We start from the raw sequence: 26,748 nt of genomic DNA on the forward strand, positions 1-26,748 counted from the left end.
AAATTTCCTCGTTTTTAAAACGCCAATTCATTAACACTTAAAATAGCAACCAGTATAGACATAATAATCCCGGCGATGACCACACCCAGGGTCAGGATCAAGACAGGTTCCAATAAGGCCAATAGCCGCTTAATTGTCGATTCCACTTCCAGATCATAGGCCTCGGCGACCTGACCGAGCATATCCTCTAATTGGCCTGTTTCCTCCCCCACCTTAATCATTTGCACCGCCATTTTGGGAAATAAGGCTGTCTCCAATAAGGGATCAGCCATTCCATGGCCTTGGCGCAGGGCGTCGGCGACCTCGCTCAGGGCTTCCGCCATTACCTGATTGCTCAAGGTATTCTTGATAATTGCCAGCGCTGAAAGCAAAGGCACTCCATTGAGCAACAAGCTATTCAAGGTGCGAGAGAGGCGCGCCACTTCCAACTTGGCGATCAAGTCGCCTACCAGAGGCAACCGCAGCAGCCAGCCATCCCAGCGATAGCGGCGTTCTGGAATCTGTAGCTGATAGCGCATAAACAATAAGATGGCCAGGAAACCCAGTAACAGCGCCCACCAATAATTTTGCAGAAGATTGCCCGCGGCAATCACGATCTGGGTAGCCACTGGCAAGGCTTTACCCGCGTCTTCAAATAGCTGCTGGAACTGGGGAACCACAAAGGTTAATAAAATAATGACGGAAAGACCGGCAACGCCCACCAAAATAGCAGGATAAATGAGGGCCGAAGTGACCGCGTTTCTCAAAGCTTTGGAGCGCTCCATGAAATCGGCGAGCCGCCCCAGGATCACATCCAAAGCGCCTCCTGCCTCGCCCGCACGGATCATACTGATGTAGAGGGGAGAAAAAGTTTCGGTCTGGGTTTCCATGGCTTCCGCCAGAGAAGACCCTCCCCTTACCTGCTCTTGAAGCTGGCTTAAAAGCTGCCTTACGGGTCCTTCTTCGGCAATCTCCATCAAAATACTAAAAGCCCTGTCCAAAGGGAGACCGGCCCGCAATAGGGTCGCCAGCTCTCCAGTCAGTACCGCCACTTCGTTCTGGCGAACCGCTTTCTTGCGTCCGAACAGGCGCTTTCCGGCCGACCGACGGGATCGGCCCCGGCCTCCGGCGGTGGCCTCTTCAATGCGAAGGGGAATATAGCCCTGGGAATGGAGCCACTCAACCACGCTGGCTTCATCATCCGCCCGGCGCTCCCCTTCCAGGATTTCTCCTGCTGACGTTGATGCTTTGTAATGGAAAGCAGCCATGATCAAGATTCCTGGCTAACTCGGATGACCTCTTCAATAGTAGTGAAGCCGGAGAGTGCCTTATGAAGACCGTCTTCATACATAATGCGCATGCCTTCTTTCTGAGCTTGCTTCTGAATCTCCCCCGCATCGGTGTGCTGGAGTACAAGACGGCGAATAGGATCGCTCATCACCAGAAATTCCATGATCGCCGCCCGTCCATGATAACCAATCCCGTTACAGTGCTCGCAGCCAACGGCACGATGCAACATCACGGGTTTTTCCTGGCTGAAGCGATGCAATTCTAGCTCCTCTATGAGTTCAGGCAGGGCCTCGTAAGGTTCACTGCAATGTTTACAGAGAGTGCGTACCAAGCGTTGGGCCAAAATACCATTAACGGTGGAGGTCAGCAGGTAATCCTCTATTCCCATATCCAATAAGCGGGTAACCCCACCAGCCGCATCATTGGTATGGAGAGTGGAGAGCACCACATGACCCGTCAGGGCCGATTGAACGGCGATGCCGGCGGTTTCCTTATCCCGCATTTCACCAATCATGATGACATCCGGATCTTGCCGCACGATAGACCGCAAAGCGCCGGCAAACGTAAGGCCAATCTGGGGTTTAACTTGTATCTGGTTGATCCCTTCAAGCTGATACTCCACCGGATCTTCCACCGTTACAATTTTTCGATCCGGCGTATTGAGTTTATGCAACGCGGTATAAAGGGTAGTGCTTTTACCACTGCCTGTGGGACCCGTGACGACAATAATCCCATGGGGTTGCTCCAATACTGACAAAAACCGCTCCAAGGTACTGCCCTGGAAGCCCAGGGAGTCGAAATCCAACACCACATTGCCTTTATCTAGCAGCCGAAGCACTACACTCTCACCATAAAGCGTGGGTACCGTCGAGACCCGCAAGTCCAGCTCCCGCCCCTGGATACGAAGCTGGATTCGCCCATCCTGGGGTAATCGCCGCTCAGCGATATTAAGCTTGGCCATAATCTTGAAGCGGGAAATCACGGCAGCAGTGGAACGCGCTGGAGGAGCCTCCACATCCCGCAACACGCCATCGATCCGGTAGCGGACTCGAAGACTGTTTTCAAAAGGCTCGATATGGATATCTGAAGCACGGGATTCCACCGCGCGCTGAATCAGCAGATTCACCAGGCGGACGACCGGGGCCTCGCTGGCCATATCCTTCAGATGCTGGACATCGGTCTCTCCATCTTCATCTGCCCCCAGATGCTCGACGAGCTGCCCCATGGCCGATTTTCCCCCGGCCTGGCGATCAAGGGCCGCTTCAATATCCGAAGGCAAACCAACCCGCAAGCTTACGGGCTTGCTGTAAGCGAGAGCGATAGCCTCCTGGACATAATCATCACTAGGATCGGCCATCGCCAGCACCACCGCCTCCTCTTCTTCCAGCACAGGCATGGCCCGGGATTCTTTGAGGAATCGCAATGAAACTTGACCGTTCAGATCGCTGCTATCATAATCGTTCGCTGCTAGCAGCGGCAGATCAAGCAAGGCGGAAAAGGCTTCTGCCATATCCCGCTCCGAAATTAACCCCAGCCTTATGAGCATCACGGAAAGCCGCAGCCCTTCCTCCTCCGCCAAACGCCAGGCATGGCGGAATTCACCTGCCCGCAGCTTGCCCCGCTCAATCAAATACTCGCCAAGCTTTTCCTCCAGGCTTGGGGGAACCGCCTTCTCTTCAGGAGCAGGGGTAATAGGAATAGTTTTGCCAAGTTGTTGCGCCACCAAAATAGAGTCCGTCCCTTACTTGTGCCGATGCCAAATAGCGAAGAAATACGATGTCTTTAAATATACTTCGGCGAAAAATCACAAAAGAATACTGCATTTCCCAATCAAGCACTCGATTTTATCATTTGCCGCCCTATAATCTATACCCCCTTCAGACCGATCCAACCGGCCAAGGTTTTCTTTAATGGATGCCATAATGTCGATATCTCTATAAAATAGCCCTTATTACCGAGGATTAAGGATCAAATTCATGGCTAACACGGTTCAGCACCGGCTCAGGGACTGGCTTCTCAGTCTCTATCAGCACTTACTCCCCCAACATACTCTGTCCCAGCTCATGTATCGCCTGACTAGGCATCGGATTGCCGGGCTAACGGGCCTCCAAATCCGCTTATTTGCCCGGATCTTTGGGGTCAACCTGAAAGAGGCGGAATCATCCTCCCCCAAAGATTACCCCCATTTTAACGCCTTCTTTACCCGCGCTCTCAGTAAAGGTGCGCGACCCATGGCAGACTCGGCAGATGCCGTCGTTTCTCCAGCGGACGGATGTATCAGCCAACTCGGCTCCCTCACCGATGACCGCCTGCTCCAAGCCAAAGGCTGGAGCTACAACCTAGTAGAGCTGCTTGGTGGCTCCGAAAGCCGAGCTGCCCCCTTCCGCGGCGGCCAATTTGCGACGCTTTACCTTTCCCCAAAGGACTACCATCGTATCCATATGCCCTTATCAGGGCATTTACGGGAAATGACCTACTTGCCAGGCCGATTATTTTCGGTTAGCCCGAAAACCGTCAATGGAATCCATAATCTCTTCGCCCGTAATGAACGGGTGGTCAACATTTTTGACACTGAAGCGGGTCCCCTGGCCATGGTGTTAGTGGGCGCCATTTTTGTCGGCAGTATCGAAACTGTATGGGCCGGCCAAATCACCCCGCCCTACCGGCATCAACCTTATCACCAGCTTTACGAAGGAGATAAAGGGATCTCCCTGACAAAAGGCCAGGAGATGGGACGCTTTAACATGGGCTCTACCGTTATTCTGATTTTTCCTCCCGACACGATCCACTGGCAGTCCGAGCTGCAAGCGGAAATGCCGGTACTCATGGGCCAGCCCCTGGGGCAACTTATCACCGCCGTCCGGGCAGAGATGGAAAAAAAACGGGCCAGCGCCTAAGAAAACGAGAATTATCCCTATAAAAAGCGGACCGCCAGCATTAAAAATCAGTAGGTTACAAAGAAATAACCTAAGAAAGCTATTTTTTGCCTTATCCTTAATTTAAGGAACAGCCACTTAGTCCCTCGGAGGCACTCATGAATTCTTTCATCGATATTAAACGGCGTAAATTTTTACAGTATGCAGGAATCGGGACTGCAACCATGGCCCTGGCCCCCAATTGGCTATGGGCGGGAGCCGGCCCCAAAAACAATGCCTACCTGTTCTCAAATCCCGATGTAGAAATCAGGATGACTGCCCAGGTCACGAAAACCTCCATCTTATCGGGTCCACCGACGGAAGTCTGGAAATTCTCGGCAACATTGCTCAAAGGCCCCCAGGGAACGGTGGAAGAAATTCCTGGCAGCTATCTAGGGCCAATCCTGCGCCTCCGGCAAGGGCAAAAAGTTCGTATTCACTTCCATAATAAGGTTCCCGGTCCCTGTGTCATCCACCAACATGGCCTTCACGTTCCGGAAAGATCAGATGGCCATCCCCGTTATGCCATCGATCAAGGGCAAACCTACAGCTATGATTTCCAGGTTCTCAACCGCGCTGGCACTTACTGGTACCATTCCCATACCCATCAATACACCGGACACCGGGTCTACTTTGGTCTCGCCGGTTTGCTGTTGGTTAGCGACCAGGAGGAACGGGCACTTAATCTGCCAAGCGGCGACTACGAAATTCCCCTGGTTATCCAGGATCGCCAGTTCGGCCAGCAGAATGAACTCCATTATACTCGCGGGATGCATGAGCGGATGGCCGGATTCCTTGGCAATCGCATCCTGGTCAATGGCTTCCCCGATTTCGAACTCCCGGTAGCCGCACGCGCCTACCGGCTGCGGATACTCAACGGCTCCAATTCCCGTATCTACAAACTTGCCTGGAGCGACGGCACCCCTGTGACCGTCATCGCCAGCGACGGAGGATTACTGGAGAAACCGGAACGCTATCCCTATGTGACCCTCGCTCCCGCCGAACGAATAGAACTCTGGGTAGATTTTGGCGGACGCAAGGTGGGCTCCGAAATAAAGCTGCAAAGTCTTCCCTTCTCCGGAACCATGCCCCGCATGGGTGGTGGCATGGGAGGAAGAGGCCACGGCAGGGGAAGACATGGCCATGGTGGTGACAGCGCCTTACCCAATGGCGCCGATTTTTCCATCATGAAAGTCCAGGTAGTACGTAAAGAGAATGAAAACCAAAAGTTACCAAGACGTCTATCCACCATTCGAAACTATCAGATGCAGGAAGCGGAAAACCCCGACCACCCCCGAACTATCCATCTCTCCATGCGGCCCCATTCACCGCGTCTCAATGGCCGCTCCTTTAGCATGACAGCCGTCGCCGAGGAAGAGGGCGTCAAACTTGATTCCTTACAACTTATAGAATTCGTCAACCGGGACCGGCGGGCCCGCGGCATGATGATGGCCCACCCCATGCACATTCATGGACAACCCTTTCAAATCTTAAGACGGGAAGTATTACCGGCATTCCAGCAAAGTTATACCACCCTCAGCAAGGGGTTTATCAACAGCGGGTGGCGAGATACAGTCCTGGTCATGCCGGGAGAAAAAGTGACCCTGTTGAAACCCTTCGAAGACTATGAGGGCCTGTTTTTATACCACTGCCATAACATGGAGCACGAAGACCTGGATATGATGCGCAACTTCCAGGTACGGGCCTAATAATAAGCAAGCCACGTTTTGCTTTAAGCTAATTCCAGATCGATCTTTTTTTCATCCAGATCGACCCGGACGACCATGACTCGAACTTTATCGGCCAAACGGTAAACTTGGCGCGTGTGCTCCCCCAGGAGACGGCGACCCGCAGGGTCGAAATGGAAATAATCGTTGCCCAGGGCCGTCACGTGGACCAGTCCTTCCACATAAATATCACTGAGTTCTACAAACAGGCCAAAAGATGTCACCCCGGTAATTAAGCCATCAAAGGACTCACCGACCTTGTCCTTCATATATTCACACTTGAGCCAGTCCTCGGCATCACGGGTCGCTTCATCGGCGCGGCGCTCGGTCATGGAACAATGCTCCCCCAGGGCCGTCATCTCATCCCGAGTATAAAGGAACATTTTTGCGGAACGTTGCTCTAGCACATGGCGAATAGCGCGATGCACCAGCAAATCAGGGTAGCGCCGTATGGGAGAAGTAAAGTGAGTATAGACAGGCAGGGACAACCCAAAATGCCCATGGTTATCGGGACTGTAAATCGCCTGCTTAAAGGTGCGCAATATCACCGTCTGGATAAGATGGGCATCCGGACGCTCCTGGACAGAGCGTAAAAAGCGGGCAAAATCCTTGGCTCCGGGAGACTCGCCCCCCTGCAGCGCCAGTCCTAATTCAGCCAGGAATCGGTGTAGATCGACCAACTTATCGTCCGCCGGTTGTTCGTGAACGCGATAAAGGGTGGGCACCTTATGCTGCGTTAGGAATCGAGCCGCGGCTACATTGGCCAAGATCATGAATTCCTCGATCAGACGATGGGCGTCATTACGCACCAAGGGCTGAATATCCTTAATCTTTTGGGCTTCATCGAAAATGATTTGGGTCTCCCCCATTTCAAAATCAATAGCGCCCCGCCGAACCCGGGCTTTATGCAACACCTGATAAAGACTGTACATGGCCTCAAGCCCTGGAAGCACCGCCTCATAACGCTTTTGCAGCTTGCGATCACGATCCTCGAGCAAGGCCGCAGCCTGGTGGTAAGTCAATCGGGCCGCTGACCGTATTATCCCGGAATGAAAGCGAAAACTATTTAACCCCCCCCGCGGACCGATCACCATTTCACAGACCAAACACAGTCGATCCACCTTTGGATTGAGGGAGCACAAACCATTAGACAGCGCTTCCGGCAGCATGGGAATTACTCGGCTGGGAAAGTACACCGAGTTGCCCCGTTTTTCGGCCTCGCTATCCAGGGCGGAATAAGGCTGTACATACCAGGAGACATCCGCAATCGCCACCCACAAGCGCCAACCCTGACCGTGGCGCTCCGCATAAACCGCATCATCAAAATCCTGGGCATCTTCCCCATCAATGGTCACCAGAGGCAGATCCCGCAAATCTAACCGTCCCGCTTTTGCTTTTTTAGGCACCGTGGTTTTGAAAACCTTGGCCTCGGTCAGCACTTCTTCCGGCCAAACATGGGGTAGTTCATGGATTTGAAGCGCAATATCCATCTCCATCCCTGGCGCCATGCGATCGCCGAGCACCTCCATGATTCTGCCAATGGGCTGGCGCTTGACGGTAGGCTGCTCCGTGATCTCGGCAACGACAATTTGATTATCCTGGGCACCCTCCTGATGCTCCAACGGAATTAGAATATCTTGGCTGAGACGTTGGTTGCTGGGCACTAAAAAACCCAATGTATCCTCGGCGACAAAGCGGCCCACAACCCGGTGATTATTCCGCTCTAACACTTCAATCACGGCCCCCTCGCGGCGCCCACGCCGGTCAATCCCGGTAACCTGGGCAACCGCCCTATCCCCATGCAGGACAGCACGCATCTGCCGGGCGGAAAGATAAAGATCCTCTCCCCCCTCATCAGGCACCAGAAAACCGTAGCCATCCTTGTGACCGATGATCCGCCCCCGCACTAGATCCATTTTGTGGACCAGGCCATAGGCGCGGCGGCGGTTGCGCATGAGCTGGCCATCCCGTTCCATGGCCCGCAGGCGGCGGCGGAAAGCCTCCCGCACCTCCTCGTCGCTATCAAGCTTTAGGGTTTTTATCAGCTCCTTGCGAGTCATGGGCCTACCCCGCCGTTCTAAACATTGCATGATATATTCCCGGCTCGGGATAGGTTGCCCGTATTTCTGGGTTTCACGGGCAAAGTAGGGGTCCTTTTTTTTCCAATCGCTCATTGACAAGTAATTTTTGGGTCGGTAAAGTTTGCGTTTGCTTAAAAGCACCTATTATATCTATCTAAGCACCCCTATTGATACAAGCCGAGGTGGCGGAATTGGTAGACGCGCATGGTTCAGGTCCATGTGGGGGAAACCCTGTGGAGGTTCAAGTCCTCTCCTCGGCACCACTTGTTAGGGATAATAATAAAATCAGTGTGCTAACAGCTCAAACGCACAGGTAATTTAGCTGGGCTCAACTGTAACATACTCTACCGGCACATTCCCATTATCCATCCCCTTCACTGTCCAAGGCTTCTCATGGGCAAGCAGAAATTTTTTCCGCCGAACTTTCAAATCTAACCCTACCCAAATTTTCCTTACCTGGCCTTAGACCCTGTACAATCCATAGCTTGCAACGGGTAAACCCAGTCTTTAATAGCTCCAGATTATGTCCCCCTAGCTCCCCGCCGATATAACCCAGGTTAACGTTATCCCCGTACAAACACCAATAAGAGTTAGGGCAGTTTTACACTACCTAACCGCCTCCGCAAAATGACAAGCAGTGTACGCTGGCAATCTGCCAATGATTGTCCTGGATACAAAACAACCTCCCCCGTAGTTACTGCACCTATGAAACCCATCAATAAGCTAATCCACCACACTGCCACACTGTGATCTTTCCTCTAGCAAACTTATTGCCCTTCTCAAGAGCAGCGTGGGCATCTCCAAATAAAAAAATAACGAAATTACTGCCAGTCGTTTGCCAATATCTTTAGCGATCATCTCATTTGTGTGGTTGTTGATATATCAAGAATTGTCGCGCTAGTGGATTTATTATCCACACGCCAAACTGAGAAGTATTCCTCACAATAAAAAACGATAAAAAAATAAGATATTGAACTGAAAGTCCATAAAAAATTCCAGGTTGGAATACTTCCAGAAGATTAAGAAATAAATAACGAATGAGGGAACTTTTTAATGAATAAATATGCCTCTTATTTACTATTGGCATTTATATGTTTACTGACTCTGCCTTTAAGCCAAGCTAAAGCGGAGGAGCAGCAAGGTATTTATAATCAATATCTACAGCCTGTGGTAACCGCCATTGATTATCACACGCGTATGATATACCTCCTTAATTACGAAAAGGACAAAATAATCACGGTAGATCCATTTTTTATAGAAGGTTGGCCAGGCGATGTTCCCCTGCAACATACCATGATATTACCGGAGGGAGATAGATTTTACGTCACTACCGATAATACCGACGAGCACTCCGCCTATATCGTTGCCTTAAAGGTAAACGATATTAACTGGGATAATGGCACAGCAGACGTCATACTGGATTCAGTATTGACAGTAGATGTTCCCAACACTCCGTCAGAATTTCCCTTTGTAGAATCCATCAACAATAGCCAAGCGATTCCTAACTGGATAGTTTCTCCGTCAACTCAAATTCACGGACCCACATTATTACCCTATTCAAGTTTTGCCTACTTTACTGAATTGACGGGGGACAAGGTACGCGTCGTTAATTATAAAACCAATGAATTTGCTGATGTCGATCCCATCAGCATTCCCGGATATACGGAACAGACTCATGGCGTCATGTTCAACAAGTCGGGAACCCTGGGGTTGGGAACAGGCTATTTTTTTGATAATAGCGTAATCGATTTATATAAAACCAATAGGGAAACCGGGCAATTGGAGGCCGTGAAGCAAATCATGCTGGGTAATGGGAAAAAGCATGCGGCTTTTTCTCATTATATTTTTTGGCTGGATGAACGCTACGCCCTCACCGCCTCAATGCAACTTGGAAAAACCTCTTTAACACCGCCAACCACACGTAAGATCATCCCACCGAGCGTATGGCTGATTGACGCCTGGGAGGGAACCGCCACTAGAATTATCAAGCATACCAAACGTGTTAATGGACGTGGCATCTTCCGCTCTGCCTCTGACATTGCCGTTGTTGGCAACAAGCTCTATATCGCCGAGGAAGATTCCATTGACCATACCTTTGGTGATGATGGCTATGTTTCCGTCTTCGATATCAGTAACCGCTACCGGCCACGGTTTATAAAAAGATTTAAGCCAGGCGTGGAATTTCCCCAGGGATTTGCTGTTGCCCACACCCTGAATCCAACGCCAGACAACCGCTATTTATTGGTAGGTAGCTGGGTTTCAGGATATATCATTAAAATTGATACCTTGACGGACACAGTCGTGAAGGTGTTCGGTCCTGGTGACGGCCTCGTTATGCCGCATGGTTTGTATGCCGCGGGTGGTATTCGCTGATTATTGATAGTCCATTGCTAAATACGCCGCCAACCGGCCCGACTTTAAAATACAGGGGCCGGTTGGATGCAGCAGCAACGTATAGCCACAAAAATTAACTAAAGGAATCATAACGTAGAAATGAGAAATCGTGCTTTATATAGTCTCGCTACAGGCATGATGCTACTGCTGCTTACCCCCACTAAGTTAATAGCTTCAACCATCGTCTTGAAACATACTGCGCCTTTGCAAAAAGAAGCGATAGCCCACTTAAACCAAGGAAGTAAAAGCGATAGCGGGCAATGGAGGCTGGTCGTTTTTGGCTTTACCAACTGTAGCGATGTCTGTCCCATATCGCTTGCCAATCTTTCCATGCTAATGGGAGCCGCAGCAAAAGAAAATATTAAACTGGCGGGAACTTTTGTAACCATCGATCCCGATAGGGACACCAATGCAGTACTAGCCGAGTATACTGATAAATTTAATGCCGATATTGCCTATCTACGCCTAACAGGCGAAGACCTGGAACGCCTTAAAAGCACCTTCGGCGTGGAAAGCGTTTTCTATACCAAGAATGCGGGCAACAGAATTCACTATCAGGTCGATCACAGTAGCACCGGTTTTCTCATCGATCCCGAAGGAAGAATTAGAGTTCTGTTTGATGCGGTGGAAGATGCCGTCGATATTGCTAACATGATCCACGAGCAAGGAGCACTATTTAACCATGAGTAAAAACATAGCGTTAACAGTGTTTTTTATGCTGGCAGGGATCGCTCCTGTCTTTGCCATGAGCAATTACGATGATCCTCGTATTTTACCCTCTTTCAAAGATAAAGCCCTGCCATCAGAACTTGATATATTGCGCGTTAAAACCAAGATCTCGGCAGATAATCAACTGATATTTGAAGTCAAAACAAGGGGAGAACGCACTAACGGGGAAAACGGGGATTATTTTTTGTTACAACTCAAGAATGGACAATCTTATACCCTGCTGATCCCTATCAATCAAACAAAGGGGAACAAAATTTTAGCGTATAAAGAGACCTTCCAGCCTCAACTTAACCCAGCATCTTCACCACCCGTAAAGTTAAAGAAATTGAGTCTAACGGCAGGCTTCAAGGCAAGATATATCACGAATGGAATCGAATACCTCATGCCGATGGATTTACTCCATATCAGCCATGACTTTAGCTATGATGCCTATACTGTCCACGGGAACAGGCAGGGAGATACCTTAAGCATTGATAATGTCTACGATCAAGCAGGAAAGGGACGCAAAGAAAAGAAGCGCTTTTCCGCCATTACCTTGCTTAACAAACTCTGCACGACACGTAAGTTAATTTTAGCCGATAAGATCATTCCATCCGAATAAATCAGACGCCACCGCTAAACATCCAGAGGGATTTTTACCTCTCTAGGTGGAATGCACAGTACTTGGCTCAGATTTAAACCACCCGCCACGTTGCCCACCTGCCCTCCTGCCCTCCTGCCGGTACACTCGAAGCCATCTTTCTACCGCGAGGAAGCAAGCGGCTATTTAACCGCCCGCCTTCGCGGCCATTGCAGTACAGGAAATCCATTCTAAATGAGCCATAATATTACTCAGCAACAGATGGAATCCTTCCTGTGGGAAGCCGCCGATATTCTGCGCGGTAACATGGACGCCTCCGAGTACAAGGATTACCTCTTCGGCATGATGTTTCTCAAGCGCCTGTCCGACGCCTTTGAGGAAGCCCAGGAAGGGGTTATCCAGTACTACCTGGGCAAAAGGCAAAATTGACACGCCGAGGCTCGGGATCTGGCCAACGATGAGGACGAATACGACAAGACCTTCTATAATCCCGCCCATCGCCCGCTGGGGTGCCCTGAAAGACCTGAAACACGATATCGGCGCCGAACTGAACAAGGCCACGGAAGCCATTGAAGAAGACAACGCCTCATTGGAAGGGGTGCTAATCTCCATCGACTTCAATATCAAAAACAAGCTCTCGGACAAGAAATTGCGGGATTTGCTCCGTCACTTCAACCGCCATCGGCTTCGCAATGAAGACTTCGAGCGCCCCGATTTGCTGGGCACCGCCTACGAATACCTGATAAAAATGTTTGCCGACAGCGCCGGCAAGAAGGGCGGCGAATTTTACACCCCTTCCGAGGTGGTGCGGCTGCTGGTGGCCCTGCTCAAGCCCCAGGCCGGGATGCGTATTTACGACCCCACCGCCGGGTCCGGCGGGATGCTGGTGCAGACCCGCAACTATCTGGCCCACCACGGGGAAAATCCGGCCAACCTATCCCTGTTCGGTCAGGAGATGAACCTGAACACCTGGGCCATCTGCAAGATGAATATGTTCTTGCACGGAGTCTACAGCGCCGATACCCGTAAAGGGGATACCCTGCGGGAACCCCAGCATACCCAGAGCGGTGAACTGATGACCTGCGACCGGGTCATCGCCAATCCCCCCTTTTCCCTGATAAAGTGGGGCAAACAGGAAGCGGACCAGGACGCCTACGGGCGTTTCCCCTACGGCATCCCGCCCAAGGACGCCGGGGATTTAGCCTTTGTTCAGCACATGATCGCCAGCCTGAACGCCGAAGGCATGATGGGGGTGGTCATGCCCCACGGGGTGCTGTTCCGGGGCGCCAGCGAAAAAGCCATCCGCCGGGGCATCCTGAAGGATGATCTACTGGAAGCGGTGATCGGCTTGCCCGCCGCTTTGTTCTACGGCACCGGCATCCCCGCGCCTGTTTGCTGATCCTCAACAAAAACAAACCGGCGTAACGCACAGGCAAGGTGTTGTTCATCAACGGCGAGCTGGAATTTCAGGAAGGCAAGAACCAGAATAAACTGCGTCCGCAGGATATGGACAAGATCGTTCGGACTTTTGATGACTACAGGGAGATCAAGCGGTATTCCAAGGTGGTCAGTTTGGCGGAGATTGCCGGGAACGATGATAACCTGAATATTCGCCGCTACGCGGACACCTCGCCGCCCCCGGAAATCTTCGATGTCCGCGCCATTCTCCACGGCGGTATTCCCGTGCGGGAAGTGGAAAGCGAGTATATCCGGGAAGAAATACTGGAAGACTTTGATGCGGCCAAGGTCTTGGTGAGGTGGGATGAGGGCTACTTTGAATTCAAACCTGAAATCGAGTCCAAGGAAGCCATTCCGGAAACGGTCGGGGAAGTTGACGCCAAAGTGATCCAACAACTGGAACGCTGGTGGGACAAGTACCGGGTGTCCCTGCATGAACTGGATGCCCAGGTAGCGGCAGCGGAAAGCGTGATGAAAGGCTATCTGAAGGAGTTGGGGTATGAATGATGCGGTTCCGGAGGGGTGGGAAATAAAGACAATAGGCGACATCGGTGATGTGATCACCGCGGGTCAACTCCAAGCACCAAGGACGTAAGTTTTTGGGATGGTAGTGTACCGTTCATTTCGCCAGCTGATTTTGATGGTCGTGTGTATGTTGAAAAGACTGTTCGAACGGTGACTAAAAAGGGTGCGTCGAAAGGACGTTTATTGCCCAAAGATTCAATACTGGTTACGTGCATCGGATCGCTCGGCGGTATAGCCATGTCCAAGCAAATTTCGATCACTAATCAGCAAATAAATGCAGTTGTTACAAGAAAGAATCAATACAGTCGTTTTCACTTCTATAACGTATTGTTCAATATTCATGAGCTAGCAAAAAGTGCTGGAACTACAACGCTGGCAATAATAAATAAAAGTGCTTTCTCACAGATAAGCTTACTTTCCCCCCTCCCCGAACAACAAAAAATCGCCGCCATCCTGTCTTCCGTCGATGAGGTGATTGAAAAAACACGCGCCCAGATCGACAAGCTGAAAGACCTGAAAACTGCCATGATGCAGGAACTGTTGACCAAGGGGATTGGGCACAGAGAATTCAAGGATTCGCCGGTGGGAAGGATTCCGGCTGGGTGGGATGTTATGCAGATGGACTCGGTGACAAAAGTTATCGATTCCCTACATCAAACACCCAAGTTTTCCTCTGAAGGGCTGCCTATGATTCGGGTGAGCGACATTAAGTCCGGAAAGGTAAATACAGAAAAAGCTTTTAAGGTAAATGAAGAAGTATTTAAGCAGTTCACTAAGAATCACAAGCCGAGAAAAGGCGACTTACTTATGAGTCGTGTTGGTAGCTATGGAGTGTGCTGCCACTTAGATCGTGATGTCGATCTTTGTCTTGGTCAAAATACAGTGGCTACTGACAGAGTTGATCAGCAACGTCAACTTTGTATTGGTAAGCTGTGTAATTGAGAAGCGTCGGTTACGAAACCGATACCAAAATCCTGACAATCCTTATCACTTGGCCTTAGCTCTTGGGCTGGAGCGCATCTATCGATTCCTGCAAGAGAAGGAACAAGATAACAGGTTGACCCATATCATTGTGGAGCGGTGCGGCAAAAAAGAGGATGACGAACTGGAGCTGGAATTTCGTCGGGTCTGCGATGGCGCTAATTGGTTTAAGCGGGTGCTGCCGTTTGATATCTGCTTTGCGGATAAAAAGACCAACTCCGCCGGTTTGCAGTTAGCCGATCTAGTGGCACGCCCGGTGGGGATGAGTGTATTGCGCCCGAAGCAGGACAATCGTGCTTTTGAGGCGCTAAGACCGAAATTCTATTGCCGGAGCGGGAGAAATAACGTGGGTCGTCACTTCGAAGGGTGGGGGCTGAAGAAGTTTCCGTGAGCAAATCGCTTGATTTAAAAAGCGAAAAGCCCCGATGAAACTCACCGAGGCTTGGACGCCGACCGGGAATCCCCCAGTCCACTTTACAAACAGTATGGGGTCTGCTCCCTGTAAGGTCAAGCCTGTGGAATATAAAAATATTATGATAGCGCTTTCAGGAGAAACACCATGACTGCGGATATTCGCTGGCAACAGCGCTACGCTAACTACCGCCGGGCGCTGGCCCACCTGAACAACGCCGTGGCCTTGAGCCGCGAACGACCCCTATCGGAGCTAGAGCAACAGGGCCTGATCCAAAGCTTCGAGTTCACCCATGAACTGGCCTGGAACTGCCTCAAGGATTATCTACAGTATCAGGGAACGCAGAATCTCATGGGTTCCCGGGATGCCACCCGCAAAGCGTTCTCGGTGGGCCTCATTGGGCAGGGAGAGGTATGGATGGACATGATCGCCAGCCGCAACCGGACCTCTCACACCTACAATCGGGCCACGGCCCAGGCCATTGTGGAAGCGGTGATCGGACGCTATCAGCCCCAGTTTGTACTACTGGATCAGCGCCTCGCCGAGTTGAAGGCCGCTGGGCAATGACCGGCGACGGCCTCACCGGGCAACAGCGGCAAAATATTTGCCAGGTGCTGGCGCGGTTCCCGGCGGTCCGCGGCGCACGATTGTACGGCTCCCGTGCCTTGGGCCGCTACCGCCCCGGCTCGGATATCGACCTGACGCTGGAGGGTGATATCGATCTGACCACCCTGAATCGGATCAGCATGGCGCTGGACGATTTGCTGCTGCCCTATGAAATCGATTTGTCCGTATTCGGGCAAATCGACAGTCCGGAACTTCGCGACCATATTCAGCGTGTCGGCCGCTTGTTTTATCAAAAAAGCGAACCCTCTAAAAATCTGGAAAGCCCAAACCGGGCAGGCAAAATAAGCGGGTAAAACATCCTGTTTCAGAACGAAGATGGCTTGAAACCTGTGTTTTAGTCTATTAGGTCGGGGTGATGCAGGGCTTGCTCACCCCCGCCAAGCATCCAGATGGCGACGTACCCGCGCCAGATCAATGATGGAACCTCCCAGCATGGCGTCCAAGGCGCTGGCGTTGCCGAAATCGCGGTTAGGTTTAGCGATCCAGGCATCAGCCCGCTGTTTGTTAGGGAACAGAGTCATCGAAGGAGCACGGGGAAGTGCGACGACCCCCCACCCGAGTTGCGAAGTGAAACGGCGCACGAGGCGCGAGGGCCATGCAAAGTAATGTTTGCGGCGGGCAAAATTCGCGGTATAATTGAGGGCGCGGCTAGACAGTGTTGGAAGCACTACCTAGCCACTTGCCACAGACCCAATAGATTGAGTATTGAGGCTATGACCGAGCGTGATTCTACCACTATTCAGCGGTCCTATAAATTCCGCTTCTACCCCACGAGCGTTCAGCGCCAGCAACTTGCTATGGAGTTGGGTCATGCCCGCTGGGTGTGGAACACCTGTTTAGCCTGGCGTGGCCGTCAATACAGACTGCATGACAAGCACGTTGGCGGTGTTGATTTTAGTCGTCAGCTCACGTTCCTCAAAGGGTTAGGGCCTTACGCGTGGCTCAAGGAGGCTAGCGCCACCTGCCTGATCCAAAAGCTCAGGGACCAGGACACCGCCTTCAGAAATTTCTTTGCAGGGCGAGCGAAGTATCCCCGATTTAAAAAAAGAACTCATACCCAAAGCATCCGCTATCAACTCGACCAGCGCCAGGTAGCGGGAAGGTATCGAGCGGGGGAGTTTCTTAAACTCCCCAAGCTCGGGGCGCTCAAGCTCATGTGGTCCCGCAGGCCCCAGGGCGTGCCCAAGATGGTGACGGTCACCCAGGACGGTGCGGGTCGCTATTTTGTCTCCTTTATGTGCGAGGAAACCCTTCAATCCCTGCCGCGAAAGCCAAACGGTATCGGTGTTGATTTGGGTATAAGCGATGTGGTGGTGACCTCCGAGGGCTGGAAGTCGGGCAACCCGCGGCACCTCAAAACCCATGCCCGGCAACTCAGAAAAGCCCAGCGCAGGCTATCCCGCAAGCGTAAGGGCAGTGTTCGCTGGCACCATCAGCGTATTCGGGTCGCCAAGGCCCACGCCAGGGTGAGCAATACCCGTCAGGATTGGCTGCACAAGCTCACCACGACGCTGATTCGCCAGGCCGGCTTGATCGCCCTGGAAACGCTCAACGTCAGGGGCATGATGGCCAACCGGTGCATCGCCAAAGCCTTGGGCGATGTGGGGATGCACGAACTCAAGCGGCAACTGGCCTATAAAGCCCAGTGGTATGGCCGGGAGTTGGTGCAAGTAGACCGCTGGGCGCCCACCAGTAAAACGTGTTCTGAGTGTGGCGCGGTGCAAAAAGCCATGCCGCTCAAAGTGCGGCAGTGGACCTGCCCGGACTGCCAAACAGCCCATGACCGCGACATCAACGCGGCTAAAAATATTTTAAGGTTAACTACCGGCGGGAGGCCGGAAAGTCATGCGCGTGGAGGCGTACACCCACTGGAGGTGGTCGCATGACCACCAAAGGACGCCTACGAAACGCGAATTGCAGCAAGGCGAGTGAGCTTGTCGGGAACAAGCGAACGAAACTTAGCCGCAAACTCCAAGCTGTTGGTTATTAAGCCCCCAGTCAGCGGTGATTTTAAAGAAGCCTTTTAAGGCCACGCAACCCGTGAAGCTAGAGTCCTGATTGAGTTTTTTATGGAGGTCAACTTTCATCATGAAGCGCCTTTTCCATAACCTATTTTTAAACTTGAAATATATAGTAAAAATAGAAAATTGGCGCGCTATACCGATAGCATGGTGGTCCTACCGGCAGGCTTTATATCCACGCGTACAATGGCGGAAAATTTCGGGAGAAGATTAGGCGTGTTTCAGGACGAACTCGATAAAGTAGAAACCCCCGCCATTGCCCAGTTGCAACGGCTAGGCTGGCGCTATGTCCGTGGCGTTGAACTGTCACCGGAGGCTGCGGGCGCGGAACGAGCCTACTACCGGGACGTGGTGTTGGTTGGCCGTCTGGAAGGGGCTATCCGGCGCATCAACCCTTGGCTCAGTGAGGAAAACCTGCGTAAGGTAGCGCGGGAAATCACCCACCCCAACCATGTGGGTTTGATGGAATACAACCATGCCATTTACCAGATGTTGGTCAATTACCTGTCTATCGAACAGGACTTGGGCAAGGGACGCAAGGGGCAGACGGTCAAAATTATTGATTTTGAAAATCCCGGCAACAATGAATTCTTGTGCGTTAACCAGTTCAAGGTTGAGGGGCTCAATCAGAATATCATTCCCGATATCGTCTGCTTTGTGAATGGTTTGCCGTTGGCAGTGATGGAATGCAAATCCCCTTACGTGGCGGATGCCATTGGCGAAGGTATTAAGCAACTTCGCCGCTATGCCAACCTGCGCTATCCGGAAACCGATGAAGGGGCGCAAAAGCTGTTCTGGTACAACCAGCTAATGATCAGCACCTGCCGGGATCAAGCCAAGGTGGGCACCATCAGTTCCAGTGTCCAGCATTACGGGGAATGGAAAGACGCCTACCCTTTTACCGATGGGGACATCCGTGCACATCCCTTCAGCCCCGGTGGCAAATACGAGGTACGGGAAATGGCGTCACCGCTCTGGTATGCCGGTGAGTTTGAACAGGCCAGCCCCGTCACGCCGCAACAGCGCCTGCTGGCGGGTATGTTAGATCCCGGCAACTTTCTCGACCTGCTCCAAAACTTCACCATCTTCGAAGCCGTTGAGGGTCGCCTGGTCAAGAAGGTGGCCCGCTATCAGCAATACCGCGCCGTGAACAAGGTCATCAAACGCCTTAAAAGCGGCACGGATCGTAAAGAGAAGTCTGGGGTGGTGTGGCATACCCAGGGGTCGGGCAAGTCCCTGACCATGGTGATGCTGGCGGTGAAGATGCGCCGTGATCCGGCGTTACAGCAATACAAGCTGGTGTTCGTTACCGACCGTACCCAACTGGATACCCAGTTGTCCAATACCTTTCGCGGTGCCCAGAACGAAACGGTCTACAACGCGGGCTCCGTGGCGGAGTTGAAAACCCTGTTGAGCCGCGATTCGTCCGATATCGTCACCGCCACGGTGCAGAAATTCCAGGACGCGGAAGCGGCAGGTGGCTTCAACGACCTGAACCCCAGCGGCAAGATCATTGTGCTGGCGGACGAGGCCCACCGGACCCAGTTTGGCGGCTTGGCTATGACTATCAATGCCGCCTTGCCCAAGGCCCCCAAGATTGGTTTTACCGGTACACCGCTATTGAAGACCCAGAAAATGGATCAAGCCTTCGGGGGCTATATTGACCAGTACAAGATCAACGAAGCCGTGGAAGACGGCGCCACAGTGCGCATCATCTACGAAGGTCGGCAGGTGCAAAGCGATGTGGCGGGTGATTCACTGGATGCCCTGTTTGAAGCATACTTCCAAGGGTGCAGTGATGAAGAAAAACGGGCAATCAAACAAAAATATGGGGTAGAACGGGCGGTGCGGGAAGCCCCGGCACGGATTCGCTGGGTCTGTATTGATCTGCTGAAACACTACCGTGAACACATCCAGCCCAACGGTTTCAAGGCCATGATTGTGGTGGGCAGTCGCCATGCCGCCACGGTATTCAAGCAAACCCTGGATGAGCTGGGCGCGCCGCCGTCGGAGGTGATTATTTCCGGCAAACACAATGACCCGGCAACCCTTGCCCAGTACACAGACCGGGTCCACCAGAAGCAGGCGATTCAAAACTTTACTAAGCCCCTGGGGGAAGACCCCACCGCCTTTCTCATCGTCAAGGACATGCTGCTCACCGGCTTCGATGCGCCGATAGCGCAGGTCATGTACATGGATCGCGGCCTGAAAGATCACGCGCTGATGCAAGCCATTGCCCGGGTGAACCGTACCTGCAAGGGGAAGCAGGCGGGGTTTATCGTGGATTACCATGGCTTGTCTGATGACCTGACCGAAGCCCTCAAGCAGTTCAGCAGCGAAGATGTGCAAGGCACCTACCATACGCTGAAGGACGAAATACCCAAGCTGAAAGCTGCTCATACCCGTGTGGCCGCCATCTTTGCCAGGGTGAAAGGCGCGAATGTGGATGATTATGTGCTGCGCCTGAAGGATGAAGACATCCGCCAGCAATTTGAACGGGGCTTCAAACGCTTCGCCAAGCAAATGGACGTGATACTGCCGGATGTGGCTGCCAAGCCCTATGTGCCGGACCTGAAGTTCTGGGGCAAGGTACAGAACGCCGCTCGTAACCGCTACCGCGACCCTGGTTTGAATATTCTCGACGCCGGTGAAAAGGTGCGCAAGCTGGTGGAAGAGCACATCATCAGCACCGGCGTAGACCCCAAGATACCGCCAGTTGATCTGATGGCGGCAAATTTCAGGGAATCGGTAGAGCAGATCAAGTCGCCGGAATCCCGTGCCTCTGAAATTGAAAGCGCCATCAAGCATCATCTTATCGTTAACCTTGAGGAAGACCCCGAGTTCTATAAGTCGCTGAGTCTGCGTCTACGGGAGATCATCGAGAAAACCAATGGCAAATGGGAGCAGCAATTGGAATTGCTCCTTCAGATGGTCGATAACATTGAAACCGAACATAAGCAGGCGGCGGATGATGTTGGTCTCACCAAAACGGAATTCGCTTTCTATCATATTCTCATGGCTGAGGTCACCCGGCATGGTGGTGATGGATTAGTCGGCGATGAAGTTCATGAGGATATCAAAGCAACCAGCCAGTTCCTGGTGAAGACCTTTGATGAGGCAACCCAGATCGTTGATTTCTTCCACAAGCCCGATGAAGTGAAGCGGATGAAAAAGGAAATCAAGCGGGCGATACTGGATTGTTCCTACGCTGATAAAGCGCTTGTGACCGTTGTGCAAGAGCGCTTTATGGACTTGGCTAAGCGAAAGTTCGGATAATGGCGGTACCCAAATCCGAATACCGCGATGGCAATGGCTTTATCGCTGAAGTCATACGCACCGATCGGCGAAAAACCGCTGATATACGGGTAGAAGATGGCGCGGTGTCGGTGCTTATCCCAGCCACTCTGCCGATAGAGCGCGTGGATGCGCTGCTGAAGGCGAAGCGACAATGGATCAAGGAAAAAATCGTCCTGCACCAGCAAGCCCGGCCAGTCAGCCAGAAGCAGTTCGTATCCGGTGAAGCCTTCTCCTATCTGGGACGCAACTACCGGCTGAAGGTTGAAAAAGGCGCATTCCGGTCAGTTAAACTATTAAATGGTCGACTGCTGGTTACCGACCCCGAAGGTAAAGACCAGCCCCAGATGATCCGCCATGCCCTGGTTCGGTGGTACAGGCGACAAGCAGACCAGAAGCTGAAGGAAAAAGTGAAACGCTTTGCCCCGGTAGTCGGAGTACAACCCGCCGGGATGGACATCAAGACTTTCAAGTCACGTTGGGGCAGTTGCACCGCAAAAGGACGGCTGGAGTTCAATTGGCGAATCATGATGGCGCCGAATCGCTGTGTGGATTATGTAGTGGTTCATGAACTGTGCCACCTGATCCGCCATGACCATTCGCCGGAATTCTGGCAGGCAATAGCGCGGATAATGCCGGACTATCGCCAGTGCCGGGAGTGGCTGCGGGAGAATGCCTTGCAATTGAGGGTTTGATGGATGGGCGGATTCAACGCAGCATCGATCTGCCTATCCAGCCTAGCAGCCGGCCAAAACTAGGGCGTGCAACCTAGGATAAAGAACCTATGGGCCAGCACGAAAATAGTTCCAACCGCTTCTTGCCTTCAAGAGCCTCTTCCTTGATTTTCTGGCCTTCTCCTTCTTTACCTTCATCCTCGCCCCTAAATGTTGAGTGCGCCCGGTAGATAACCCGTCCCTCTTCATCAAAATGCGTTTCTTCTACAATAAAAGAGGTAAGGACCTTTGCCTCGGCAAGCTCGCGCCAGTTCAACTTTATAATCTTGGCGCTCCCCAGCAACTGCTGACCCTCTTTAAGAGTGTTTGCCTTGGCTTCGGCATGGGAGGGAAAAGAAGGAAAATTTTCATAACGATAAGTAATAACCAGTTCAGGAAATTCAACGCCAGAGGAAGCGCAATCATTTGCCCAGGCGCCTACCGTACTGAGGAATAGCAAGCAAAATAAAACTGATTTTCCCATGAGACCCCTCAGAATCAAGCCGCAACATCCTTGAAATCATGTTCCAGAATCGCTTCGGCGCGTTGGCATAGCTCGCGGGCATAATCGGTCCAGATTCCCTGGCCCCAATAGCGGTAGCAGCTAGTCTGAATCATCAAAAGATAATAAAGGGCGTTGCGATAGCGATATTCTGAGGTAGCAATGCCTGCGCGCCCCAGCACCCTTTCCGAGAACAAAGCACTGACCCTTTCCATGGGGCCGAGTACGTTTTCATAGCCCTGGACCCAGGAAATATTATTAGTCCAACTGCCCCCCTCCATGTTAAATTGAGGGTCGTTATGTTGCAGTTCCTCAATAAGCTTTTCCAGCTTTTCTGGTCCCGCGCCTGCTTCAAAATTATCCCAGATTTTCTTCTGCTGCACTGGCTGTAGCGCTGGAAAATCGGCTTCCTTGAAGCCCAAGGTTTCCAGATATTCCAAGTATTCGCTGACATTCACCGCCGGCGTGGGAGAGCCCGTTGCCTCGCGCATAACTTCCATGAATTTACCTGGAAACTCATTCATCATCACCCCGCCATTCTCGCCATCGCCAATCTGGGTGACCAGAGGCGGAATAGCTTGGCCCTTCAACTCCTGGCGGCCCAAGCCTTGGGCCTCATAATAAGGCTGCATCTGGGCTACTAGCTTGGTGTCCGAGCCCTGAGTCTTGATGATGGCAATGATGCTGGCGCTCTCTCCCTTGGAGTTTGTCGCCACCAGCCGATGGGGAATGTGGGGCTGCCGCGAGTGCCCGCCCTCCTCGGGCTGCTCCACCGAATGCTCCTGCACCAACACCCACTGATAGTTGTTCTCTTTAAGAGTCTTGACAAACTCGTAAAAAACATCGGGATGATTGGGCAAAGCCATCTCCGCTGGCGAAAACCCCTTCACCCGGCTTAGGGCCTCCAGGCCAAAAATAGCCGCAAAATGGTGACGCCAAGCCTGAACATGCAGGCGATAATCCTGGGCCGGCGTGGAAGGAGCAACCGCATGGCTCCAGGTATTGCCTAGCCACTCCACGCAGCGCCGATAATGAGGATCGATGGTGACCCGTTTAAGCGCATCAAAAACGTCATCTAGCCCCATATCCCGCAAGCCATGGAGCAAACACCCGGAATAATCCAGCATGACCCGGGGATTTTTACCCTCATCCACCAATTGGGGTACAAGTTCACCGATACGCTTATAGCACCAATGAAATACCGGCGCATTGTGATTATCCCCAATATGCTGATTATCCATCATATATTTAAGGTTACTGATAATCGCCGCCGTGTGGAGATCTTCTCCGCCTGCGGGAATCAGCGGCTGTTGCATGTGCAAGGCAATGGCAAAGGCGCTCTGGATATTGCCAAAATCAATGCCGCTTTGGGGCAGATAAACTGATCCTTGGGCATGGGTTTTGGCAATGAGATCTTCAGAGCCACAGATATTGGGCAGTCCATCGACATATTCCGGTAAATCACTCATCTTTGTTGACCTCTTCGGTACCGTAGTATTCACAACACGGGAAACTTCTACTCCCTTTAGCCAAAGTCTAGCAAAGATTGTCCCTTTCTATTGCTTATGCTTTAAGATCCGACGAATCTTCTTGCTCCATGGGCTCTTGAGGTGTTTCCTTCTCTTCCCTCTGGTCGCGAGCAATCAGTAAATACAACGCCGGCGCCACGAACAGGGTGAACAAGGTCCCAAACCACTGGCAACCACTAGTCCGGTATCGAAGCGGCTCACCGCGCCGGGATCACTCGCCATCAACAGGGCAATCATGGCTACTATCATATTAAGCCTTGTTTGGTGCAAAGCAAATTACAAATACCACATCCTAAATATCTGGCATGAGGGACATCGAAAAATGAGCGGCTGAACAACTACCGTGATTGGTTGAATGCCCATGCAGGAGCAGAACGCCTAAAAGAAATCAGGGAAAGTATTAATAAAGGGCTAGCGCTTGGAAGCAAGCGGTTTACATTACCCATAGAAGCATTGACCCATCAGCGTGTCACGGCAAGAAAACCGGGAAGACCAAGACAGAGAAGTATTGGTGAAGCATCCTTATTACTCTGACTCTAAAGCCCCCCATATTTTGCATGAATGTGGAAGTTGCGAGGTGATTATCAAACAGAAAGTGGGTCTTGTTTTTCCAGGGCTTGTAGCTCCTCTTCGGTAAACATGCGCGATTTGATAATAAAGCGAATGCCCATCGGTATTTCAATGGAAAAGCTGGAGCCTCGCCCAGATTTTACATCAAGCGTAAGCTGGGTGTGTTTCCAGTATTCAAACTGATCGCGCGCCATATAGAAAGGGCAGCCATAGACTTCGCCCAGTTTAATGTCGGAACCGCCTACCTTAAAATCACCATCTTCATAACACATGGGTGAGGAACCGTCACAGCAGCCACCGCTTTGATGGAACATAAGGTCGCCATGTTTTTCCCGCAGTTGGTCGATCACTTCTTTGGCCTCTTCGGTAACCGTTACGCGTTTTACTTGGGTTGATTGTGCCATCGTCTTAGTATCAGCTTCTAATAAGGCGCCGGCCCGGCAAGAGATGCCCGGCCGGAGCTTTTTGAGTTAATGTTTTAGCGTTTAGAAGAAGCCCTGTGCTTTCTTATCGTAAGAGACGAGCATGTTTTTCGTCTGTCGATAATGATCGAGCATCATCTTGTGATTTTCCCGGCCAAAGCCGGATTTTTTATATCCGCCGAAGGCCGCATGTGCAGGATAGTGATGATAGCAATTTACCCACACACGGCCTGCTTTAATAGCCCGAGGAATGCGGTACAACTGGTGTGCATCGCGTGTCCATACGCCCGCTCCCAGTCCATAAAGCGTTTCGTTGGAAATACCGATAGCATCGGCTTCATCCTTGAAGGTTGTCAGAGAGGCTACCGGACCGAAAATCTCTTCCTGGAACACGCGCATTTTATTGTGTCCCTTAAAGATCGTCGGTTCAATATAGTAGCCGCCGGAAGTGCCATTGGAGCCTACATTTGCTTTTTGACCTCCGGTCAGGACTTGCGCGCCTTCTTCCCGGCCGATCTCCAGGTAGTTGAGAATTTTCTCAAATTGATCATTGGAGGCTTGTGCACCAACCATGGTTTCGGAGTTTAGCGGATTGCCTACCTTTATTTTTTTAACCCTTTCCACAACCTGGTCAATAAATGCATCGGCAATCGACTCCTGCACGAGTATACGGGAAGGAGAGGTACAAACTTCTCCCTGGTTAAGGGCAAACATAGCGGCCCCCTCCAGTGCCTTGTCGAAGAAATCGTCGTCAGCATTCATCACGCTTTCGAAAAATACATTCGGACTTTTGCCGCCCAGCTCAAGCGTAACAGGTATCAGATTTTCGGAAGCATACTGCATAATGAGTCGCCCAGTTGTAGTTTCGCCGGTAAACGCAACTTTAGCAATCCGGGGCGAAGAAGCCAGCGGTTTGCCCGCCTCGGAGCCAAATCCGTTAACTACATTCAATACGCCGTCGGGCACTACCTCTTTGATCAGATCGGCCAAAATAATGATGCTGGTCGGTGTCTGTTCAGCAGCTTTTATCACCGTACAGTTACCTGCAGCTAGGGCAGGGGCCATTTTCCAGGCGGCCATCAGCAGTGGGAAATTCCACGGTATAATTTGTCCCACCACGCCCAGGGGCTCAGGCAAATTTATGCTTACGGTGTCCTTATCCAGCTCGGAGATGCCGCCTTCTTCGGCGCGGATGACGCCGGCAAAATAGCGGAAGTGATCTACCGCCAGCGGAAGGTCGGCATTTAAGGTTTCACGAATGGGCTTACCGTTTTCGACGGTTTCTACACGCGCCAGATATTCGAGATTTTCTTCGATAATATCTGCAATATCGAGCAGTACCTTACTTCGCTCGGCGGCAGAAGCTTGGTTCCAGTCTTTTGCTGCCTTGTGGGCGGCATCAAGCGCAAGCTCAATATCTTTTGCGTTAGAACGTGCTACCTTGGTAAACGGCTTGCCGTCCATCGGCGCAATATCATCAAAATATTCACCATCGACAGGCGCTACAAATTTGCCGCCGATGAAATTATCGTAATGATCTTTGAATTCGGGGCGATCGTAAAGTTTACCGGTCGTGGACTCGGTTTCCCTTTCTTTAACTTGAGTGGTTTGATCGTTAGCCATGATGGTCCTCTTTTATCTTAAACTTTCAGGTTAGAATTTGTATCCCAGGCGCACTTGTCTTACATGGCTCCCAACTGGCAGAGGTCGGACAGGTCGGTGAAGGAATCGGCAGTTTACTTGTACCTTCAGGATGACAAAGCCTATTAAAGATATGTCCCACTTCATGTAATATCACAATAGGACTGAAATGCCCCTACATGGTTGCTCATGAAACCATAAATTCGGTACCCGGTCTATCAGCCCATCCATTGCTACCAATTTCAAGAAGTTCATCTTCCATCATATCTACAAACAAGCCATAACGGAAATGTGAGTCACATTCAGCCTACATGTTATTCCGCATGTCTTTGCCGTTACTATGCGCATGGGCACTAGA

The 26,748-nt window shown here is 51.6% G+C and carries 24 protein-coding genes, 1 tRNA gene and 1 pseudogene; 16 read left to right on the top strand and 10 right to left on the bottom strand.

What is annotated here, in order from left to right; genetic code table 11:
* Nucleotides 1–14: 14 nt before the first annotated feature.
* Together NWAT_RS14455 and gspE are read right to left on the bottom strand one after the other, a co-directional pair.
* Nucleotides 15–1,247, bottom strand: a complete 1,233-nt coding sequence (locus tag NWAT_RS14455) for a type II secretion system F family protein (protein WP_013221774.1) — start codon at nucleotides 1,245–1,247, stop codon at nucleotides 15–17.
* A 2-nt stretch (nucleotides 1,248–1,249) separates the two neighbouring features.
* Nucleotides 1,250–2,992: a type II secretion system ATPase GspE gene (gene gspE / locus NWAT_RS14460; protein WP_013221775.1), complete on the bottom strand. Its 1,743-nt coding sequence runs from the start codon at nucleotides 2,990–2,992 to the stop codon at nucleotides 1,250–1,252.
* Nucleotides 2,993–3,245: 253 nt separating this feature from the next.
* Between gspE and asd the strand changes: the two genes are divergently transcribed.
* On the top strand, nucleotides 3,246–4,166 hold the full coding sequence (gene asd, locus NWAT_RS14465; RefSeq protein ID WP_013221776.1) for an archaetidylserine decarboxylase: 921 nt from the start codon (nucleotides 3,246–3,248) through the stop codon (nucleotides 4,164–4,166).
* A gap of 137 nt (nucleotides 4,167–4,303) precedes the next feature.
* Nucleotides 4,304–5,893 (top strand): multicopper oxidase family protein, encoded by a 1,590-nt coding sequence (locus NWAT_RS14470; RefSeq protein ID WP_013221777.1) that lies wholly within the window; start codon nucleotides 4,304–4,306, stop codon nucleotides 5,891–5,893.
* A gap of 23 nt (nucleotides 5,894–5,916) precedes the next feature.
* On the opposite strand, the gene rnr is transcribed toward NWAT_RS14470, so the two are convergent.
* A complete protein-coding gene (rnr, locus tag NWAT_RS14475; protein WP_013221778.1) occupies nucleotides 5,917–8,085 on the bottom strand; it encodes a ribonuclease R in 2,169 nt (722 codons plus the stop codon).
* An 83-nt stretch (nucleotides 8,086–8,168) separates the two neighbouring features.
* Here rnr and NWAT_RS14480 point away from each other — a divergent pair.
* The 11 genes from NWAT_RS14480 (at nucleotide 8,169) to NWAT_RS14520 (ending at nucleotide 15,991) form a co-directional block, all read left to right on the top strand.
* A tRNA-Leu gene (locus NWAT_RS14480) sits at nucleotides 8,169–8,255 on the top strand.
* Between the two features lie 790 nt (nucleotides 8,256–9,045).
* Nucleotides 9,046–10,365: a YncE family protein gene (locus NWAT_RS14485; RefSeq protein WP_013221779.1), complete on the top strand. Its 1,320-nt coding sequence runs from the start codon at nucleotides 9,046–9,048 to the stop codon at nucleotides 10,363–10,365.
* Nucleotides 10,366–10,485: 120 nt separating this feature from the next.
* The gene (locus NWAT_RS14490) at nucleotides 10,486–11,076 is read left to right on the top strand and encodes an SCO family protein (RefSeq protein WP_013221780.1); all 591 of its coding nucleotides are present in this window, start codon (nucleotides 10,486–10,488) and stop codon (nucleotides 11,074–11,076) included.
* Nucleotides 11,069–11,716, top strand: coding sequence for a hypothetical protein (locus NWAT_RS14495; RefSeq protein WP_013221781.1), 648 nt, complete (start codon nucleotides 11,069–11,071; stop codon nucleotides 11,714–11,716). Before NWAT_RS14490 ends, NWAT_RS14495 begins: the two co-directional genes overlap by 8 nt.
* A 213-nt stretch (nucleotides 11,717–11,929) precedes the next feature.
* A complete protein-coding gene (locus tag NWAT_RS17845) occupies nucleotides 11,930–12,124 on the top strand; it encodes a type I restriction-modification system subunit M N-terminal domain-containing protein (RefSeq protein ID WP_269724258.1) in 195 nt (64 codons plus the stop codon).
* 28 nt (nucleotides 12,125–12,152) lie between these two features.
* Complete coding sequence (locus tag NWAT_RS17850; protein ID WP_269724259.1) at nucleotides 12,153–13,094, top strand: class I SAM-dependent DNA methyltransferase; 942 nt, start codon at nucleotides 12,153–12,155, stop codon at nucleotides 13,092–13,094.
* Nucleotides 13,095–13,132: 38 nt separating this feature from the next.
* Nucleotides 13,133–13,660 (top strand): N-6 DNA methylase, encoded by a 528-nt coding sequence (locus NWAT_RS17855; RefSeq protein ID WP_269724260.1) that lies wholly within the window; start codon nucleotides 13,133–13,135, stop codon nucleotides 13,658–13,660.
* A 114-nt stretch (nucleotides 13,661–13,774) separates the two neighbouring features.
* Nucleotides 13,775–14,620, top strand: a complete 846-nt coding sequence (locus tag NWAT_RS17175; protein WP_232420285.1) for a restriction endonuclease subunit S — start codon at nucleotides 13,775–13,777, stop codon at nucleotides 14,618–14,620.
* Nucleotides 14,532–15,050 carry a DUF3800 domain-containing protein gene (locus tag NWAT_RS14510; protein ID WP_083781465.1) on the top strand — a complete coding sequence of 173 codons (519 nt, stop codon included), beginning with the start codon at nucleotides 14,532–14,534 and terminating at the stop codon, nucleotides 15,048–15,050. The genes NWAT_RS17175 and NWAT_RS14510 overlap by 89 nt, the downstream gene beginning before the upstream one ends.
* A gap of 168 nt (nucleotides 15,051–15,218) precedes the next feature.
* Nucleotides 15,219–15,638 (top strand): nucleotidyltransferase substrate binding protein, encoded by a 420-nt coding sequence (locus tag NWAT_RS14515; protein ID WP_013221782.1) that lies wholly within the window; start codon nucleotides 15,219–15,221, stop codon nucleotides 15,636–15,638.
* On the top strand, nucleotides 15,635–15,991 hold the full coding sequence (locus tag NWAT_RS14520) for a nucleotidyltransferase domain-containing protein (RefSeq protein ID WP_013221783.1): 357 nt from the start codon (nucleotides 15,635–15,637) through the stop codon (nucleotides 15,989–15,991). Before NWAT_RS14515 ends, NWAT_RS14520 begins: the two co-directional genes overlap by 4 nt.
* Before the next feature lie 75 nt (nucleotides 15,992–16,066).
* Here the strand turns inward: NWAT_RS14520 and NWAT_RS17680 are convergent, their stop codons facing one another.
* Nucleotides 16,067–16,366: an MbcA/ParS/Xre antitoxin family protein gene (locus NWAT_RS17680; protein WP_013221784.1), complete on the bottom strand. Its 300-nt coding sequence runs from the start codon at nucleotides 16,364–16,366 to the stop codon at nucleotides 16,067–16,069.
* Here NWAT_RS17680 and NWAT_RS14525 point away from each other — a divergent pair.
* Nucleotides 16,304–17,584, top strand: coding sequence for an RNA-guided endonuclease InsQ/TnpB family protein (locus tag NWAT_RS14525; RefSeq protein ID WP_041350797.1), 1,281 nt, complete (start codon nucleotides 16,304–16,306; stop codon nucleotides 17,582–17,584). The genes NWAT_RS17680 and NWAT_RS14525 overlap by 63 nt on opposite strands.
* 72 nt (nucleotides 17,585–17,656) lie before the next feature.
* Here NWAT_RS14525 and NWAT_RS17860 read toward each other — a convergent pair whose 3' ends face one another.
* Nucleotides 17,657–17,788, bottom strand: coding sequence for a hypothetical protein (locus NWAT_RS17860; protein WP_269724261.1), 132 nt, complete (start codon nucleotides 17,786–17,788; stop codon nucleotides 17,657–17,659).
* A 147-nt stretch (nucleotides 17,789–17,935) separates the two neighbouring features.
* Between NWAT_RS17860 and NWAT_RS14530 the strand changes: the two genes are divergently transcribed.
* Nucleotides 17,936–20,995 (top strand): type I restriction endonuclease subunit R, encoded by a 3,060-nt coding sequence (locus NWAT_RS14530; RefSeq protein ID WP_013221786.1) that lies wholly within the window; start codon nucleotides 17,936–17,938, stop codon nucleotides 20,993–20,995.
* Nucleotides 20,995–21,708 (top strand): M48 family metallopeptidase, encoded by a 714-nt coding sequence (locus NWAT_RS14535; protein WP_013221787.1) that lies wholly within the window; start codon nucleotides 20,995–20,997, stop codon nucleotides 21,706–21,708. The genes NWAT_RS14530 and NWAT_RS14535 overlap by 1 nt, the downstream gene beginning before the upstream one ends.
* 73 nt (nucleotides 21,709–21,781) lie before the next feature.
* Here NWAT_RS14535 and NWAT_RS14540 read toward each other — a convergent pair whose 3' ends face one another.
* From NWAT_RS14540 to NWAT_RS14555, 5 genes and pseudogenes are all read right to left on the bottom strand, one after another.
* The gene (locus tag NWAT_RS14540; protein WP_013221788.1) at nucleotides 21,782–22,210 is read right to left on the bottom strand and encodes a hypothetical protein; all 429 of its coding nucleotides are present in this window, start codon (nucleotides 22,208–22,210) and stop codon (nucleotides 21,782–21,784) included.
* 14 nt (nucleotides 22,211–22,224) lie between these two features.
* On the bottom strand, nucleotides 22,225–23,697 hold the full coding sequence (locus NWAT_RS14545; RefSeq protein ID WP_013221789.1) for a hypothetical protein: 1,473 nt from the start codon (nucleotides 23,695–23,697) through the stop codon (nucleotides 22,225–22,227).
* Between the two features lie 94 nt (nucleotides 23,698–23,791).
* A pseudogene (locus tag NWAT_RS18140) lies at nucleotides 23,792–24,018 on the bottom strand (hypothetical protein); the annotation flags it as partial.
* A gap of 323 nt (nucleotides 24,019–24,341) precedes the next feature.
* Nucleotides 24,342–24,731: a DUF779 domain-containing protein gene (locus NWAT_RS14550; protein ID WP_013221790.1), complete on the bottom strand. Its 390-nt coding sequence runs from the start codon at nucleotides 24,729–24,731 to the stop codon at nucleotides 24,342–24,344.
* 81 nt (nucleotides 24,732–24,812) lie between these two features.
* Entirely contained in the window at nucleotides 24,813–26,372 is a 1,560-nt protein-coding gene (locus NWAT_RS14555; protein ID WP_013221791.1) for an aldehyde dehydrogenase family protein, read from the bottom strand.
* Between the last annotated feature and the right edge of the window lie 376 nt (nucleotides 26,373–26,748).

Source organism: Nitrosococcus watsonii C-113 (assembly GCF_000143085.1).
Classification (GTDB): Bacteria; Pseudomonadota; Gammaproteobacteria; order Nitrosococcales; family Nitrosococcaceae; genus Nitrosococcus; species Nitrosococcus watsonii.